This is a genomic window from bacterium, assembly GCA_022616075.1.
Lineage (GTDB): Bacteria > Acidobacteriota > HRBIN11 > JAKEFK01 > JAKEFK01 > JAKEFK01.
Genome location: JAKEFK010000067.1, coordinates 1 through 16636 on the forward strand (window position 1 = coordinate 1; position 16636 = coordinate 16636).

Here is a 16636-nt window from a genome sequence, read left to right on the forward strand (position 1 = left end):
CACTATCAGAATCAAACAAATCGTTAAAAAAGCAAAACAATGCACAAACAGGGATAATTTAATTCGAAAAATACGAGCGAAAGGAAAAAACTAAATTACATCCGAAGCACATCTTCGACCAATCTTTTTGTTCGATCGTTCATGACGCCAATCTCTTCGATCAAAGTCCAGTCGCAGAATCGATGTGCCAGGAATTCTGCCTGTTTTCGGCGCTGTCGGTCCATGTCGTCAACAGTATCTTTCCAGTATCTTTGATACACCATTGACCAATCGATTCTGTCGAGAAACTTCAAGTCATCATACCAATCGGTATAGGCTGCAATGCCGTGCCCATCAGAGAACACAAACTGAGTTCCCGAGCCTTGAATCCTCTGAACCGATGAAACCAGATATATTAAGGGTTCCTGTCCCTCGGAATAACCTTCTACCCTTCCGGTTTTGAGTTGCAGAAGCATCGGCGACAAGTAACCGAAATAGAAAGCGACATAGTCATGGATAACTCCACCAGGACCACATGGAATTCTCGTAATTCGTCGCTCAGTTTGGATCTCGATGTTGTGAATCGTTTTGTAGTTTAGACCGTTCTTCGGGTTGTCGTTGGGTGAATGAATTCCACCACGCTTCAGACAGATCTCGAGATTATCAATATGAATAAAACGATAGACAGGCGTTGGGATCGGAACAGGCATAATATGAGTCACATTATATTCAACTTGCCTCTCGCATCTTCACCCCGCCCGCTCCATCTTTCTTTTGAGCTTTTGCAGCACTTTTTCGGCCAGCTGATCCGGATCGAATTTGGCGGTCACATCAAGATAAGATTCCACAAATCGATCCAGATCAGATTTCTTGTAAAGAACCTTTCCGGAGAGCTTGTATCTTTTCAAGTCTCCAATAACTAACGAATGATAATCGAGCGTGTCGCTGCAAAGTCCGGTGTATTTCGCTGCTTCTTTCTTACTCATGTAATAGTCGTTCCTGAGATACTCCAGAATCTCGGAAACTGGAACGACACCGGAAACGATGTCTCTTTTCTCATCCGATGACGAAGTGTTCTTCGATTTCATTCAGAGATTCCTATTTCAAGGGCCGTGCCAATTTGGAAACAGCTATGAATGAGAAGGCGGAGCAGCAATTCTGTGGTCGGGGTCGGAAAAATTTCGACCTAGCCCGAAAAGTTTTCGACTCCTGTGCCACTTTGTTCTCATCTGATACGGAAGCGTTCTTCGATTCCATATCATCTATTCCATCAATAGGTGTACCAGGCAATATCGTATTTCAAGAGCTGTGCCAAGTTCGAGAAACGCGCAAGATCGACGAGATGGAACAGCAATTCAGTACTAGCGGGTCGAAGCAATTTCCGCCTGGCTCAGAGAGTTTTCGACGGGTCAGAACGCTCATACCGCAAATCAATTCATTTTCTCGTGGATCGTTCGCCCGGTCGGCGCTTGGCAAAGTGTTTGCTACTGCCGGAATGGAGGCAAAGCTATGAGACGGATGACCAAAAGAGACCAGGCAATCCTTCATGCGGTGAAAAGATTGGGCTTCGTTTCCAGGGATCAGATACAGCGTTATTTGTTCAGGTGCAGTCTTCATACATACTGGTGCACTTGCTCGAGTCGTGGAAAAACGGCAGTGAATCGAAGGTTACGACAGCTCGTTTCAGCGGGAGAACTACAGTCCATCCGGATTCCGAAAAGCTACGGAATTTTTGAAGGAGATATTTATATCCCAGGAAAGAATAATGGCGCGGCAGTGAAATTCGAAGAGATCGGCGTTTCAAAACACGGATTGCTGATCAATGACATACGTCTTTGGCTCGCCTTGTCGCAGCCAGAGGTCATTAAGCGTGAAAATATTCCGCAGGAGGAGTTCCACAGGATTGCAGACTTCGCATTCAAACTTGAAGTGTTACCGAGCGAGGTAAGTTTGCGATGCTTTCTTGAGGCCGATCGAGGCACAGAAAGCGGGCCTCAGTTACAAGCTAAATTCGACAAGTATCGGGAAGGCTATCTTCAGGAATCCGATCTCATTCTTTTTGTGACAACGAGGAACACACTCTTCACACCAGCACAGGCCGCTGCAAGAGCCGGCCTAGAAAGGCATGTGCTGATCTGTAATTTTGAAGAGAATCGTTCCATGAACGCTTTCTTTGACGCAGAGTGGTTTTCTCCATTTCTGGTCCGGACAACACTCATGGAGTACTTAATCCCCAGCGAACCGGAGGATGATTTCGAACTTTAAATGGAAAAGCCTTTCAGAAGGGCTCCTGCAAAGTGTGTTTACATAAGATTAGGAAGAAATCAATATCGAAGAATCACTTAACGTGTGTTCGGAAGGGTCGAAATAAGTATGGCAAAGGAGCCGGATGGAAAAACGGTGGGCGCAAAAAAGTGTGTTTGCAGCAAACTGTGTTTAATGCAACCTTACAGTTGCTTTCAAGTTGGTTTGCCTTGGTTCGGGAGCTTTATAGAACGACAGGAGTTGAAGGATGGCAGCGGTGCCGGGTTCTGGTTCTAAAAGAATTTGGAGGACTTTAATGCCGAAGAATTGTGCTGCGTACAGGTTCAATTTGCACATGCATCGATGGGCCTTCCGTTCGCTGTCTTTTTTTTGTGTTTTTTGCTGTCCGAAGCAACTCCAAATTTCGGTCGCCTTTCGGGATCAAGATTCTTTGAACTTTATCGTCTTATTTTCGTTGCCATTTTCTAGCCAATTCGTGTTGGCGCGGTCGTTTCGTGCGGATCCACGATGATTGAGTCGGAGACAGATTCCATGATTTACGTTTTCGCAGTTGTCCTCATCAATCTCTTCTAACAGATCTCGAAGTTCGTCCGGATTAACATCACCCGGAATCTTAAATTTCGTGACCCATTCAAATATGGTTTCTCTGACAGTCGAGGCATCTTTTGCATTTGCTAACTCTACGGAGCGCTCATTGTTAAATTTCCTGAAGAGGAAGTCCTGAATAACCTTTTCTGGATCATCAGATAAACTGATGGAGTTAGATAGGCTCGATGCTTCTTTGTAAATTTCTGAACGCCCGTTTGCAATAATGCGCATCGCAAGATCAACTGTTCTTCTTGATCGCACTTCTTTCTGAGATTTCATGAGTATCTCCTTTTCTTCATGTCTCATTGGATTTCACAAAATAAATGAAGCAAGAAGTTTGCCAAGTAATAGGTAATCGCCGAACTTCGTCCGGCTGGGTTGGCCATTCTCATCCCGGCAATGCCCCATACTTTTATCGCAAAGGCCGTGGATGACTATGTGCTAAGTCAATTGCTCTAGCTGAGAATTCAACGAATTGTCGAAGGAAAAAATTCTGTCGTCACAAGTGAGCAGCGATGAATTATGAGTCAAGGGGCCAAACACCCTGGTGGCCCGTCTCGTTTTCGATTTGAGTCACAACTCGGTCGAGCTCTTGAATCAGTTTTTCATGATGACCCGTGGCTTTGTACGCATTTACCAGTCCGCGGTAGTACCCGATCGTTCCCTGTTTTCCTGCTCACGGTTGAAGCGTTTCCACAGCTCGTCACCGATTTGGCGGTAGTCATGCAATACAGAGTTCGCGTTGTGAAGTTTGTCGGATGCAGATACGAGCAATACGGACGCAGATTCGTTGGAGACTCTGTTAACATACGCTTCTTTCCGCACGCGCCATGGTGGCTTAGGTGAGACATCTGTATCAGTGCAACCCTCAACGATTTTAAGTACGCGTTCTCCGAAGCGGAATCGCAACAATTTGCGCACCGAATCAGCGCCAAGCTCACGAGGCGCATCTTCAATCGAATCGTGAAGCAGAGCAGCGATCGCTTCCTCTTCGTCAGCACCGTATTGCAGAGCAATAGACGTCACCCCAAGCAAATGTGCAATGTACGGAATTCGCGTCCCTTTCCGGACCTGAGTTGCGTGCAACTCGGCGGCTGTATGAAGAGCCTCCGAGAAACGAAGCGACAATGGACTGGGTTCGCTAGCCATGTTATTCATAACTTCTCCTTCCTTATCACTTAGATGTAGCCATCCAACATGACAATCTTCATTCCCCGGAAATTGTTGTCCCAAGACTCGGCAGAGTTTTGGAAGGTGAACCGGGTTGCAACCCACCAAAACAAACTGTCAGCCCTGCTTTCTTCGTTGATTGTGAACAACAATCTTCAGCTTCTTCCAGTCTTTGGGGTTGCCATCCATTCGGTGCAACATGCGATGGCAGTTGGAGCAGACGGTGATCAAGTCTTCGATTGCAGTTATTACCTTATCGAGTTGCTTACCCAAAGGCTTGAGGTGATGCGCTTCAGCAAACGAATCACCTAGTTTATCTCCATAAACTTTGCTGAAAGTCATTTTGCAGATTTGACAGCGGTAGCGGTCCCGCACTTTACATAGTTCCGCGAGATAGCCGCTGCGTTCTCGCGCCAGGTGAGCCTTCACCCACTTGCGGTTCTCGCAACGGGGATAGACCTCGCTCCACGAATCCTTTGCGCTGGTTTTCGGAAGCGACCCTGCCACATCCTCCAAGAATGCCACTGCACGATTACAAAAGTGTTGACGAATTCCCTTGGCTGTGCGGGGGGTTGAATCAAAGATTCCGAAGAACGTCTCTCCGGTTTTGTATTTTTCCAAAATCGGCACGCCGAATTCTGCCCGATGAAGGCGACCAGTAAGAGCGAAGAACTTGTTCTCACTTGCATCCTTCGACGTTATAGTACGGACCGGCCAAAGGTTTCGCGAAACACGATTGGTTATTGCCATGATAGGACGCCGATGCTTGTAAGATACGAACCCAGCCCAGAGTTTTCGTTCAGGATATCCAGGGAAGCGATCAAACCATACTTCAAGTTTCGGTTGATTCTTACCGAGGCTTCCTATGGTCGTACACCAGCCATCGGTGTCCGTCCTCCAAGTAGCCTTTGGAATCCGAATCCGAATCCGCATTCCAGTGCTGCGCAGCTTCAGCATCTTGGCCATGGCTTTTGCGGTACTCATCAACCGACTCCGATCCTGTATAGTTTTATCCTTTTTTACTCTCGCCATGGAAATTCATCGGTGTAAGTTAGTTCTGATCCTTTGAAACCAAAACTTTTTCTTGCAGCCCAAGATCTTCCAGAATTTGCCGAAGATCACCTTCCAGATTCTTTGCATTGGCAGAGTCCACAGTAACCGAGAACTCGATGCTCATTCGCAAATCAGTTCCAGCTTTCAGTTTTGGGATGACTTTTGTACCCAGTCTATTCCATATCTCTGGTGGGATGGCTCCGGTTATCCGAATGGTACTCGTCTGCGGTTGAGCAGTAGGGCGAGGTTCGTCAATACCCTCAGATGTCGGAGTAGTTATCGGTTCGGGGCCGCCCGGTGTGGGTACAGGTGTCGAAGTAGGCGATGATGATTTTAGACTTTCGCTCTTTGCCTTTGTTAGAAGAAAAACACCCGCATCAAAAGAAACTTCATCAGCTGAAAGCAGTTCTGAAAACCAGATCCGTTCATATGTGCCGTCTTGCTTTGGCCCAGAGGCCAGTCCAAAATCTCCTTTACCTACAAATTCAACAATCTTGTTTCGCAAGACTGTATCCGGATCAAGCAATCTTGTGAGTGAACCATTCACGAAACTTTGGCGCAAGCTGGCAAGCGGCCAGGCTGCGCTTTGCTTTAATGCGGGCGGCCAGTATCGGTCAATGTAACCCGCGCCGATGGATTCGTTCAGTCTCGCACCTGCTTTGAGCGCTGAAATAATTCGACCGCAAAGTGTTTCTGTTGAACTCGAATGTCCTGCTCCGAGATCGATTACCGCGAGCCCATCCTGCTCCTTTGGATCCGTTATAACCACGTACCTGTAACCGCCCCACACTTCGTCCTTGGCCGCATCTTCAGCATCGCCAACACGGGATTGAATCTCCGCACGGTCGGATCGATCGAAATCTCCACCCAGTATGCCATCTGATACTTCTTTCGCTACTCGTTTCCATGCGAGCCATAGTTCTATTTTTTCTCGCAGCTCACGCCCCGGTTTTTTGAAACACCAGATCAACGCGCCAGGATAAAGCCTCGGAGATTTTCCTCGTGCTTTACTCCATTGAAGAATCTGTTGTCGTAATTGTTCGGTGTTGGTCCACTCTGTTTCCGGATCCATTAAAATCAAACTAAGCCGGGGGGTGTCCTGGATTGCCGTATCATCCGCAGGAAAAGGTATCAGAGGGATTGAGGCTCCGCGTTGAAACTCTTTTTGTACTGTGGCTCTCATTGTGGGCTTAATCTCGCTTTCTTCATCAAGCGATGCCCTGCGATCACTCACCACTTTTTTGACTGTAGGTTGGTGGCTGATCCTGAATCCGTCTGTACCAACTTTGCGAATGAAGTAAGATTTGTCTTCCAAAGAAAATGCAGCGGAGTCGATCGACGTGGTGTCAACATCGGGCTCTCCAAGCGCGAATCGGAGCTCCGGCAAGTGAGCAACTTTATCTACCTGTCCACCCGATGACTCAAAAAGAATTGCTGTACCTACCCTGCGATGGATGAACCTCAGGGGTTCTTTTGTGTCCGCGTCCAAGGCACGGGCGTGTGACTGATCTCCGGATATATCTGCTTCAATCGCTGACACAAGTCGTGATTCCCCCAATTGTCCTAAAACCACACTACGAAAGTCCGGCACTTCTAACGGTGCCGAACCAATTGTAATTACTGGCTCGCGACGCGCCTGTGTAAAGCCCTCGCGGTATGCCCATGAGATCCATTGAGCCAGCATCGCCAACGTTCCCCGCGTCTGCTGATATTGAGCCAGAGCCTGCCATTTTCGCTGAAAAACGGACAACGTTGCAGGGTGAAATGGATAACATGCTTCAAAGCGTGAGCGCAAGTATTCGCGCGCTTTTGCTTCAGTAGAGGCCGTATCCACAGCAGTCCATTCCGGAGGAAGCTGCGCTCTGCGATCGAAGCACCAATCGGCAAAAGCTTTAGCCACGTTGCTGCGTGTGCGCTGATTGCCGAGATCTTCAAACAACCGGCGGCGAACAACTTCGCTGATTTCCGTTTCATCGTTTGCGATTAGATCCTTGGCAACGCGACGTACGACTTTGGTGATCCGGTCTTGCCACTGCAGATCCCAATCCGTCATTTCCACCTGGCTTCGAGGCAAACTGATTACTGCGGCTCCATGAGTAGTGCCGGTAGTTGCAACAGTAAGATTTTGAATAAACGCATAAAAGGCCTCTGCCATATTCCGGTGCCGATTCAAGAAGTTTAGAACTTCATCGAACAAAATAAGGACCGGCGCGTTCGCAGCAGCAAACACTCTCGCGAGAGCCTCTGTGCCGGGAGGTGTAGTTAATGCGGCACTCCCTAATTCCGACACACCCTTTTCGCCGGAAAGCTGGCTCGCTATGTCGATCCACGGAGTTTCCCTGCCCGGTTGAGGGTCCCATGCGTTCCCAACAAAGACAGCAACATTCGCTTTCGGAACCGATGTTACACTCGCGTGTGACAGCAGATCGGTAACGCCAGGAAAGTTCGCTGCTATCTTGCCATGCTTTGCTATATGGTACAGCGCGGTCAGCGTGTGTGTTTTCCCTCCGCCAAACTGTGTGATAAGCATCAACACAGGGGCAGTGTTTTGAGTTGTACCACTAAGCCTTCGCAGAACCATACCCGCATGGTCCTGGAGCGCTCTTGTAAAGAAAGTACGCGAGAAAAACTGCTCCGGTTTGCGATAGTCATCCGGGGCAGTGTTCGAAACAACTTGTTCTAAGTGGATCGCGAATTCGTCCGGATTGAAGGAACGGCCAGCGCGGACTTCCTCACGAGGCCTGACAACCTTATACCAAGGTTCCATGTTTAAAATTTCTTCTCAATCGCCTGAGTCGGCGACATGGATCGTCTTACAATTCATGCTCTTCCTTTTCCCATACACGCGATAAAATCAAGAGACGCGTAGAAGAAATTATAGCCTTTTCTTGTCTTACTTCGGAATATAAACAGGCAAAACACTTGCCGACTACTTAATTCGGACATTAAGGCCTCTTGACCTTTTGAAAAAGTTTGTTTGCTGAGGTCTTCAGTCGCGCAAGATTTGCATAAGAGCATAATCATGCTGCCCGGAATACATTCGATAGCGGACGCCATCGGTAACTATGATATCGACTGGTAAACCGATCGATTTTGCATAGCCTTTCGCCTGGTTCAATGCGCCTTCAACTCCCGCACCAAACCGTTTGGCCTCAACAATGAACAACAGTTCTCAGGTGTTCGCGGAAGGTTTTTAAAAACCGCAACGTCGACGTATCTCCATTTGATCGCGACTAGTTCGGGAGGCCAACCGAGCGAATAAAAAAACGGAACAACGAAATGAACAATCATCTCATCTTCTGAAGGATAGTTGCCAAAATCGGTTTCATTCAAATACAGTTGCGCAACATCCGTGACTTGTGCCACCAAGTTTCTCAAATATACAGGGATTTCTTCCAGCAGTAGCTCTTCTTTTGGCATAGGCGGTAAAGGGGAAGTCTGCCAGTGCGTTGGCGGCGAATTCAAGAATCTCCGTACAAAATCGAGCACTTCAACATTTGAGACTCTGGAAAGTCGTGGCGGGTTCGCACCGAAAACAGGCGTTGCAAAGTTATGTTCTTGCGGCAGGTCAAACCAGCGTACGCGGCGACAATGTTGTAGGTCCCAACCGTTCACATCATCGAACTGATTGAGGTAGGTATAATCACCGGCAACAAGTCCAATCGCCCGAATGCCTGATATTCCTTTCCGGAGAAGAAATGTATCACCAACAATTACTTCGCTGGCAAAACGGCGTACGTAGCCGCCTTCATAATGGTCATCTGACTTGTCCGGCTTCCATGGGCCCGGATCACCGGGACCCAATAAAGCGACACCTGATTTCAAGAAAAGATCGGCGTACGATCGCGATGCGGGACCTGCCGAGATCTGCCAAACGTCTCCCTTTTTTCCCTCTACTTCCATTTAGAATGAATCAACGCGGAACCGCGAGTAGCATTGCATTCAACAATCTTTTTTCTTCACTTCCTTCAGGATAAAGGGGAGATAACGCGTTGGCCAACCGAACGAATTCAGGACCGCGATCCACTTCCGCATTCAAAAGGGCTCGTAGTGCATTTGTCCGTCCTGCTGCCTGAAGCAGCATTGCAGCATGAACCCGATCAAGCGTTGTGACCGTTGGTTTATCGAGTGAATCCGCAGAAAAATCCATTTTGCCCTTCTTAATCTTTCTTGCTGATTTCATTGTTGGCGCGGCTTGCTCCAGTTCCGGAAACAGAAGTGGTTGAAGCCTGGTTCGTGGATCACGCTCTAATACTTCTGCAACGCTCACTGCGCCTTCCTCACCGAACAATTGCTTCGTTCGCGATTTTACGGGTATCAGTGTGACAACCCCTTTCTTTGTCTCAATGATTCTTCCTTCCCAGAGCGGCAAATGGATTCCAAGTGGCTGAGCAAAACGCCTTACGACATCATATATAAGGCTGTAGCCCTTAGACTTTCCTCCGGGAGCTTTTTCATCATCATCCTCCTCTTCATCATCGACTTCTTCTGGAGCTGTTTCTTTATCCGTCACAAACTCACCATTCGTGCTTTGTAGTGTCCATAGGAAAAGCGCTGTAAGTCTTGCGTCTTCTTCAAAGGCACCTTCTTTGGTTTTCAAAATCTGTTCCAACGCACTCCTACCGACAACTTCCCACACCTTCTGAAGGTACTCATCCAGTTTTACTTCACGTCCCTCCGGAGTTTCAACACGCGAGTAACGGCTGTAAATTTCCAGTGCCGGACCGATACACGCAAAAACGAGATCGGCGCCGCGAATCCCTTCCTTCTGAAGGCGCTGCATCCATTCCCCAACGCGCTTCGGGAGTTCGTGCAACACTTCGCCCCAGTCGCCAACACTTGCATCTTCAGAACGCGGACGACAAACGATGTGAACGCTTGTGGCAAGCGCTGCTGTCCCACGAGCGACTAAACGTTGGGCCTGTTCCGTGGCTATTGGCCATGAAGCAACGACAGTCCACCCAGAGCGAAGTATGCCCGAAAGTAAAGCTTCCCAACCTTGAGTGGACTTGTGAGCGAAAACGATAGCGCCAATGCCATCAGGAGTGACCTCGCGTCGACCTTCTCCGAAAGCCAGCGAGACACAATTCTCGAAAAAGATAGGATCCTTTTCTTTACCGTTAATCTTATATGCCTTATTCCATACGCATTCTCTTAGCTTTGGCGTCAAAAATGTACCGTCTTCAAATTTATTACCCAAGAGGCGCTCATCCGGCAGCATACGTTTCAACCAAACATAAAAGAAATCGGCAAGATCGGCATACGGTACCGAATCGTAGTAAGGTGGGTCGGTGAACCAAATTCTAGCGCTTTCGGAGGGTAACGAATGCTCAGTTGAATCCTCGCAGGCGACTTGGCCACGCCGCTCAGCTATGTTTGGTTTCTCAATAACTCTCGTAATACCACGCAGCATTGAACTGAACGACCCAACGCAATCGGCTGTTGGAACTAGTTCTGCAAAATCCCAGAGCATCGGCAAAGCTTGTCTACCGAACGAATTTACATTCCTTTCCTGCGTGGAGTCCCATCGACTTTGTGCAGAGCAATAGTCAGCAACGCGGCTAACACATAAAGCGAGTAATCGCTGAACTCCACTCTCGGAATTAACATGTTTCGTCGCACTACTTCGTACCAACTCCGAAAAAGCGGCCAGAGAAACAAGTTGACGTGCTGTATATAAAGAAGAAAAACTTGTCATTCCATAACGCGTCACAGCAGAAAGCCCTCGCGCATTAGGTGAGGGTCTTACAGAATGAAATGTCTCGTCGGGAATGATGGTTAAGCCAGTAGCAACGGTTCCATCGAGGATTTTTTTCAAACGATCTTGAACCTTAAAGACTGTATCATAGTCTGTTTCGGTTGGGTCACGGTACGTTCTTTTTTTGCTGTCGGCCTTTAGAGTTACAACTGCAAGAAGCCGCGCGCCTCCATTTCTTTTGCCCTGGCGATCAAACCGTACGTTGGCACCACCTCCCTGCATAGTAAGCTGACTTGAAACACGTGGATTTTTTTGACTTCCGGATAAGACGTTTCTGCAACAGGGGCAGATTACGTCTGCATTATTTCCTGAAGCTTTTGTTTGTAGAGGGCGATAATAGCCATCTTGCATCTCTTGACTTCCAAACCCATAGGCAATTCTCAGTTTAATGGGGCCACCCATCGGGGCGTCTTCGATCAAAAGCGCAGTGCAGTTGCCTTTATCATCCTCTCTAAAAAATTGCGACTTTGAGTTGCCTTTTCGAGACAACCATGGGGATCGGAAAACTGGAATTTCGGCGCCACAATTTGGCGATTCGCAACGCACTGTACGAGCCCATAAATACGCTATCGGTTTTGCACCATCCGGATCACTTGGATAAGAATCCGCTAGCTTCTTCTCCGCCTGCTCCTTGATTTGCTCACTCGCCCGCCGTAATTCACCGGCAAGCTCGGGGCCATGACGCGGAATATCTTCCAGCATCACTTTGAGAATCAAACAAGCGACAGGATTCAAGTCGCTTGCATATGCTTCGCATCCAACTCTTAGTGCTTCCGATGGGATCGATCCGCCGCCTGCAAATGGATCAACAACCACAGGCGGCTCGCCATCGTATGCAACCATCACGAGAGTTCGGCTGATGTCTAGATACTGGCTGTTGGAAGAACGATCCCAGTTTGCAAAATCGCCAATGAATTGAAGAAGCGCACGCCGCAGATCTTCATCTTTCAAACCTATTGTCCCGCAAACGGATGGAAGCAGTTGCCTTGCACTCTTCTTGAAATCTTCGGGACAATTCTCATCGCAAGGATCCGGCCACAACAACGCAAGAAGCATGGCTCTGCACGCAGCGAGCGGACGTCGCGCCCGCCATAGATGCAAGGTTGATGGATGACCATGCCGAATCGACTTCTCGCGCGCGGAATGCTTCGAAACTACTGCGATCGGGAAATCTACTTCAGCAAGCCTTTTGCATTCTTTTGGAATCATGATTTCGCCAATCTCTTTCTCATGTGTTCACCGTAATCCTTCACTGCCGTTTCGATATCCGAAGCGCTCAAGTTCTTGATAAATGAAACCACATCATTTGAATACTTGGTGAGAACACCTTCCTCAGCCCTCCAGCAATATTGTTGGTTTTCCCTGATCTTCCATCGCCAAGCAACAGCCTGAAAGGTGTAGGAAGTAAACCTCTTTCCGTTGTATGGACCAATTTTTTCAATCACATCCCTGCTCCTCAGCGGATGGGACAGGTTCGGATCAAGTGTCCGAACAATTGCAAGCGGACCCGAAGACGCTGCAGCTTTGTCAACTCCAACAACAGCATCCGCGTCGCCGATTTTCTTTACGGATTCGAGTTTGACCTGAAAGATAGTGAGCAGACGCCCTGTGTCTTCCCCGCTATTTTTGAGCTGATCCGTTGCGGCGGCCAATTCTGACAAAAACTGGATGACGGCATTACTCTTTTTTTTGCCGCTTTCTCGCTTTCCGCTGATATATGTAATCACATCAACAGGTGGATTAATCCCGAGCGGGAGAAGCTGCCAACTTATATCCTCCTCAAGCTTGTGTCCGAAACATTCGAACACGACATCGCGAAAGTTTCTTATGCTTGTCTGAGCCAACGCGTAAACAACTGAGCCAAATCCTTTCGCGTTATAGAAATGAACAGCATTGTCACGGTAAGTTCTAAGAAGATCAAGATTCTGGCGGGTTGGTACAAATGAAACTGCCTGCGGGAATAAGGATTGGACTTTCGGCAAAGCATCCTGAAGTGAAAGCGTCCGATAGGGTTCCTTCCTCTTCTTTTGATAAAAGATGGACTTTCCTTTCTTTGACAGAAGCGCTTTGACAACCAATTCCCATGAGTTTAAAAGAAGTATGACGAAACACTCATCGCGATATGGAAATGTGGGCTTGTTATAAACCTCAATAGCGGCCACCATGGCTGCTTTTGCATTTCCAAGGAGTTTGCGATAGGAACCTCGATAATTCATACGCCAAACGTAAGACTCACATTCTTAAGGAACATTCCCTATATTAGCCCGATGTTTACTTTAAGCTTACGGTGTGGTCACTTTTTCGGACGGCAGTCACCTACGCGTAATGGTACGGATTACTTTAAAGACGCAGGCTCTCTTGATCGGCGGTTCGAGGAACATCAGAAGGGCCCCCCATAAAAAATAACCCCACCCGAGGCCTTGCGGCAAGTCGAGTGGGAAGCAAATAAATTTAATTTCTGGCCATTAAAAAATAAACATCTCATGACCTTGTGTCAAGCGATTGTTCAGCCCTCTCTCCCCTGAGAATCTTATACTTCTGCCGGCACTTTACATTCTTTCCGGATCATTTCGAATGCCCGTTGGGGATTGCTGACAAAAAAAATGTCTTATTCAATTGGGGAAGGATGAATCTATGGAGCACCTATAGCTTTGAATTTTTCAAGAATTTGTAATGCCAAGAGCTGCGAAGTCCTGGCTCTAGCCAAGCCAATCCCTGTCGACTCATCGTAGTCGGCTGTTTTTCGTTCCCTCCAAAGTCGTTTCAGCTTCTCGCCTATCTCTTTCCGGGTCCTGACTGATGATTTTTGATATTGGGTGCTAACGAACTTGTGAGTATCAACGAACGGAATTCTTACACCATTACGAATAAGGTAATTTCTTGCAATACCGAATACTCCATAGTAAGAGCGGCTAATTGCTGATCTAAGGTAAGCCTCCTGGATGGCAGAGATGTTGGCAGTGTTCAACAGTTCTCCGGCAAGATCAATGTAGGATTTCCAAGGAAAGCTCATACAGGCTGCACCATAACTGTTACCAGCATTCTTGTAGTCTCATCCACATCCAGCCACCACTCGTTATCGAATCGATCTAACAGATCCAGTGACCTCTTGGGTTCAATATCGGTTTCGATAATCACGGAAAGACCCTCATAATGCTCTTCAGTATCCTTGTCCATTTTCAGCACGATCTTGACTGCATGATTGGAAAAGATCTCCCTTATCTTTTGACTGGTCTCAAACAGCGGTCGGATCAGTTCTTTATGTTTTCTCAAGAGTTGATTCACTTCGTTCTGGTTCTCAAGTTCGAAAAATTTCTCGAGGGACCAACCAGGCGCCTCCTCAACGAGCATGCCAGTTTTCTCCATTTTCATTTTCTTAAGAGACTGCAACGCTTTGCTTGTATCTTCAGCAAGACTTTCAGATAGTCGTCCGTCCTTGGATACACGAGAGTGAAAAACGCATGTCTGGCCGGATTCAAAGGAAACATGAATAAGCTTTGCCTGATAGTCCGAACGCATCAGAGGTTGTATACGTTTTGCAGTAACTTCTCCACGACCCAGCGCAGGATGAACGATCGAATCTCCCGCATCCAGGGCGTCCCAAAACAATTCGTGCAACCCAATTTCCCACGCCATGATTTTTAAGTAGGCGTCACGTCGATCAAAGTCTTCGGCGGTTGCGTAATCCTTTGATCCTTGTCCTGTCACTACATTGTGCAAATGCATTGCTGTTTTCAAAATGTAGTCTTTGTCCTGCACCCTGTTAAATAGTTTTGGAGGTACTGCAGATACTCCATGCAACGCTCCCAATAGTCCTCCCAGAAAACCGGAGATTGTATCGGTATCGCTGCCAAGCATATTAACTGCCGTTAGCAATGCCTTGGTAGGATCTGCTGAATATTTGCACAGAAGAAAAATTGCCACACCAACAGTTGTCGTTCCCGATCCCCGCGTTGAATTAGTCAGGGCGCCTGTTAGAGCATAAAATTCGTTATCATGGGAATTTCCATTTTGCTTGATTTGATTTAAGTACTGAAAGACTTCATTTTTAGTTGCATCCAAGGTTTCCTGAAAGGATTTACCGTCTAATGGATGCTTATTCCATTCTTCAATCCAAGATTGGATCGAATTGTTATTTTCTGGTTCGAAATCAAGAGAATCGCGTAAGAATTCTAAGAACGGTGACACTGAGAGCTCTCTTTCCCTCAAAAGAAACCAAATGGCGGCTGCATAAAGGATGCATCCCACAATCGCCCGAGGATGCCCGTGCGTTACGATGGCATTCAGAAAGCTTTCTGAGCGAAGCTTATTCAGACTAAAAGCGTTCGTGAGGGCAATGGGCAACACTCTCATTGCGGCACCGTTCGCACCAGCATTTCTATAAGAAAGCTCCTTTGTCGAATAAAAGTTTCTGATCCATTCTTTGCTCGTTTGGTTTAGCTTTCTTGCGGCCATCTTGATTGTCCTGCCACCACCGCGTTCATAGTGAAGCCACAAGGGGAGCTCAAAATATGCGAATCTTTCAGGATTAAACTTTCCCGATTCATCGATGCATCTATAAACCGCCAGGGTAAGTTGGGTGTCATCAGAGTATGCCCCCTCTTCTATCGTCTCCCGGTATCCCCAATATCTTCCGCCCACGAGTTTCTGCCAGGAAACGAAGTCGTCCAGGTAGTTGCGGCCGGACTGCTTTTTTGTTGCAGCCGGATAATGGCCGAATTCTGTAGGCCATCCCAACGCATCTCCCACAGCGCTGAAAGCCAAGGCGCCCTTGAACTTATCCAGTAACGCACCATTTGACTGTGCCTGAGCACTCATGGCTCACTCCTGATTTCGAAATCCGCTCTGAACCAGCGAATATCTCCTATGTAATATTCTACGAAGTAATACCCATCTGGAACACTCGCCATTTGCAGAATGGACCAGTTCCAGAAAACGCCGCTGCTTTCGAACTGTGTTGAACCTTCTTTGATGATATTCAGACCTGAATCAAACCAAACAATCCGCGATTTAATACCTGCAGTTACATGAGCGTTCACAAGGAGAGTGGCACTATCCGATGATGAGAATACCGTTTCATGCTCATGCGGAGAGGCGCAATTATCTTTCGTAATTTCTTGGGATGTCAACAGAAACCGTTTTGCATGAGGAAATCCTCTATGAAATAATTTTTCGTCAACCGTGAATGTAGGATGTGTCCGATTGCCCCACAGCCGTTTCCCTTCTTCCAAGCTCGCCTGACTCATGAAGTATACTCCCTGGATGTTAGCAAAGGGAATCTCACTCGGAATGAGGCACTCGGCCTGTACATTTCGGTGCCAAACTTCCGTTGGAACGTAAATACCATTCAGATGCGAACGAATTGTGTCCCAGTCAACTAGTTTCAGTCCTGCCGATCCTTCTGCTTGTTTGTGACCATCTCCTTTTCGTACTGCATTCGTGTCTGTAAAGTGAACACCATCCCAGAATGCAACACTTTGATCAATAATGAGGTAACAGATGTGGCCGTTCTGTTTGTTCGTTCGATCCACGTTTTCTTGAACGCGATAAGCCATCGGAGTTCTCGGACAGAAATAGGAATGAATCCTATCCCAATTGCCAAACTGTTTATCTACAATTACAGAGCCTTGCGTTCCTCCACAAAAGACTTTATCCAGCAATCCAGCATTCTCAAGCTTTTGCTTGCTCCAGATGCCACCGCATTGACCGATGATGGAAAGGTTATCAATGCAGGTGAAATGATAGAGCTTGTAGATGCCATAATGATCCAGGACTTTCTTTATCTGCTCTTTCTCTTTATGAATAGCCGTGGGCATTTTTCCC

Annotated in this window: 12 protein-coding genes and 1 pseudogene; 1 reads left to right on the forward strand and 12 read right to left on the reverse strand. The window is 47.4% G+C overall.

What is annotated here, in order from left to right:
* Nucleotides 1–95: 95 nt before the first annotated feature.
* Nucleotides 96–689 carry a DUF4433 domain-containing protein gene (locus L0156_05710; protein ID MCI0602492.1) on the reverse strand — a complete coding sequence of 198 codons (594 nt, stop codon included), beginning with the start codon at nucleotides 687–689 and terminating at the stop codon, nucleotides 96–98.
* Nucleotides 690–728: 39 nt separating this feature from the next.
* On the reverse strand, nucleotides 729–1067 hold the full coding sequence (locus L0156_05715; protein ID MCI0602493.1) for a helix-turn-helix domain-containing protein: 339 nt from the start codon (nucleotides 1065–1067) through the stop codon (nucleotides 729–731).
* 421 nt (nucleotides 1068–1488) lie between these two features.
* Between L0156_05715 and L0156_05720 the strand changes: the two genes are divergently transcribed.
* Nucleotides 1489–2244 (forward strand): replication-relaxation family protein, encoded by a 756-nt coding sequence (locus L0156_05720; GenBank protein ID MCI0602494.1) that lies wholly within the window; start codon nucleotides 1489–1491, stop codon nucleotides 2242–2244.
* A gap of 420 nt (nucleotides 2245–2664) precedes the next feature.
* Here L0156_05720 and L0156_05725 read toward each other — a convergent pair whose 3' ends face one another.
* From L0156_05725 to L0156_05770, 10 genes and pseudogenes are all read right to left on the reverse strand, one after another.
* Nucleotides 2665–3111, reverse strand: a complete 447-nt coding sequence (locus L0156_05725; protein MCI0602495.1) for a hypothetical protein — start codon at nucleotides 3109–3111, stop codon at nucleotides 2665–2667.
* Between the two features lie 241 nt (nucleotides 3112–3352).
* Nucleotides 3353–3981: pseudogene (locus tag L0156_05730) on the reverse strand (HD domain-containing protein).
* Nucleotides 3982–4119: 138 nt separating this feature from the next.
* Complete coding sequence (locus tag L0156_05735) at nucleotides 4120–4986, reverse strand: HNH endonuclease (protein ID MCI0602496.1); 867 nt, start codon at nucleotides 4984–4986, stop codon at nucleotides 4120–4122.
* 67 nt (nucleotides 4987–5053) lie between these two features.
* A complete protein-coding gene (locus L0156_05740) occupies nucleotides 5054–7822 on the reverse strand; it encodes a DUF499 domain-containing protein (GenBank protein MCI0602497.1) in 2769 nt (922 codons plus the stop codon).
* A gap of 347 nt (nucleotides 7823–8169) precedes the next feature.
* Complete coding sequence (locus tag L0156_05745; protein MCI0602498.1) at nucleotides 8170–8958, reverse strand: hypothetical protein; 789 nt, start codon at nucleotides 8956–8958, stop codon at nucleotides 8170–8172.
* Between the two features lie 10 nt (nucleotides 8959–8968).
* The gene (locus L0156_05750; GenBank protein ID MCI0602499.1) at nucleotides 8969–12022 is read right to left on the reverse strand and encodes a DUF1156 domain-containing protein; all 3054 of its coding nucleotides are present in this window, start codon (nucleotides 12020–12022) and stop codon (nucleotides 8969–8971) included.
* On the reverse strand, nucleotides 12019–13029 hold the full coding sequence (locus tag L0156_05755; protein ID MCI0602500.1) for a DUF3644 domain-containing protein: 1011 nt from the start codon (nucleotides 13027–13029) through the stop codon (nucleotides 12019–12021). Before L0156_05755 ends, L0156_05750 begins: the two co-directional genes overlap by 4 nt.
* Before the next feature lie 416 nt (nucleotides 13030–13445).
* On the reverse strand, nucleotides 13446–13826 hold the full coding sequence (locus tag L0156_05760) for a hypothetical protein (GenBank protein ID MCI0602501.1): 381 nt from the start codon (nucleotides 13824–13826) through the stop codon (nucleotides 13446–13448).
* Nucleotides 13823–15631, reverse strand: coding sequence for an ADP-ribosylglycohydrolase family protein (locus L0156_05765; GenBank protein MCI0602502.1), 1809 nt, complete (start codon nucleotides 15629–15631; stop codon nucleotides 13823–13825). Before L0156_05765 ends, L0156_05760 begins: the two co-directional genes overlap by 4 nt.
* Nucleotides 15628–16629 carry a DUF4433 domain-containing protein gene (locus L0156_05770; protein ID MCI0602503.1) on the reverse strand — a complete coding sequence of 334 codons (1002 nt, stop codon included), beginning with the start codon at nucleotides 16627–16629 and terminating at the stop codon, nucleotides 15628–15630. The genes L0156_05765 and L0156_05770 overlap by 4 nt, the downstream gene beginning before the upstream one ends.
* Nucleotides 16630–16636 lie beyond the last annotated feature (7 nt).

What these genes read in the sequence shown, in the direction of transcription:
- L0156_05710 (MCI0602492.1), bottom strand. Translation starts at nt 689, where the DNA reads ATGCCTGTTCCGATCCCAACGCCTGTCTATCGTTTTATTCATATTGAT.
- L0156_05715 (MCI0602493.1), bottom strand. Translation starts at nt 1,067, where the DNA reads ATGAAATCGAAGAACACTTCGTCATCGGATGAGAAAAGAGACATCGTT.
- L0156_05720 (MCI0602494.1), top strand. Translation starts at nt 1,489, where the DNA reads ATGAGACGGATGACCAAAAGAGACCAGGCAATCCTTCATGCGGTGAAA.
- L0156_05725 (MCI0602495.1), bottom strand. Translation starts at nt 3,111, where the DNA reads ATGAAATCTCAGAAAGAAGTGCGATCAAGAAGAACAGTTGATCTTGCG.
- L0156_05735 (MCI0602496.1), bottom strand. Translation starts at nt 4,986, where the DNA reads ATGAGTACCGCAAAAGCCATGGCCAAGATGCTGAAGCTGCGCAGCACT.
- L0156_05740 (MCI0602497.1), bottom strand. Translation starts at nt 7,822, where the DNA reads ATGGAACCTTGGTATAAGGTTGTCAGGCCTCGTGAGGAAGTCCGCGCT.
- L0156_05745 (MCI0602498.1), bottom strand. Translation starts at nt 8,958, where the DNA reads ATGGAAGTAGAGGGAAAAAAGGGAGACGTTTGGCAGATCTCGGCAGGT.
- L0156_05750 (MCI0602499.1), bottom strand. Translation starts at nt 12,022, where the DNA reads ATGATTCCAAAAGAATGCAAAAGGCTTGCTGAAGTAGATTTCCCGATC.
- L0156_05755 (MCI0602500.1), bottom strand. Translation starts at nt 13,029, where the DNA reads ATGAATTATCGAGGTTCCTATCGCAAACTCCTTGGAAATGCAAAAGCA.
- L0156_05760 (MCI0602501.1), bottom strand. Translation starts at nt 13,826, where the DNA reads ATGAGCTTTCCTTGGAAATCCTACATTGATCTTGCCGGAGAACTGTTG.
- L0156_05765 (MCI0602502.1), bottom strand. Translation starts at nt 15,631, where the DNA reads ATGAGTGCTCAGGCACAGTCAAATGGTGCGTTACTGGATAAGTTCAAG.
- L0156_05770 (MCI0602503.1), bottom strand. Translation starts at nt 16,629, where the DNA reads ATGCCCACGGCTATTCATAAAGAGAAAGAGCAGATAAAGAAAGTCCTG.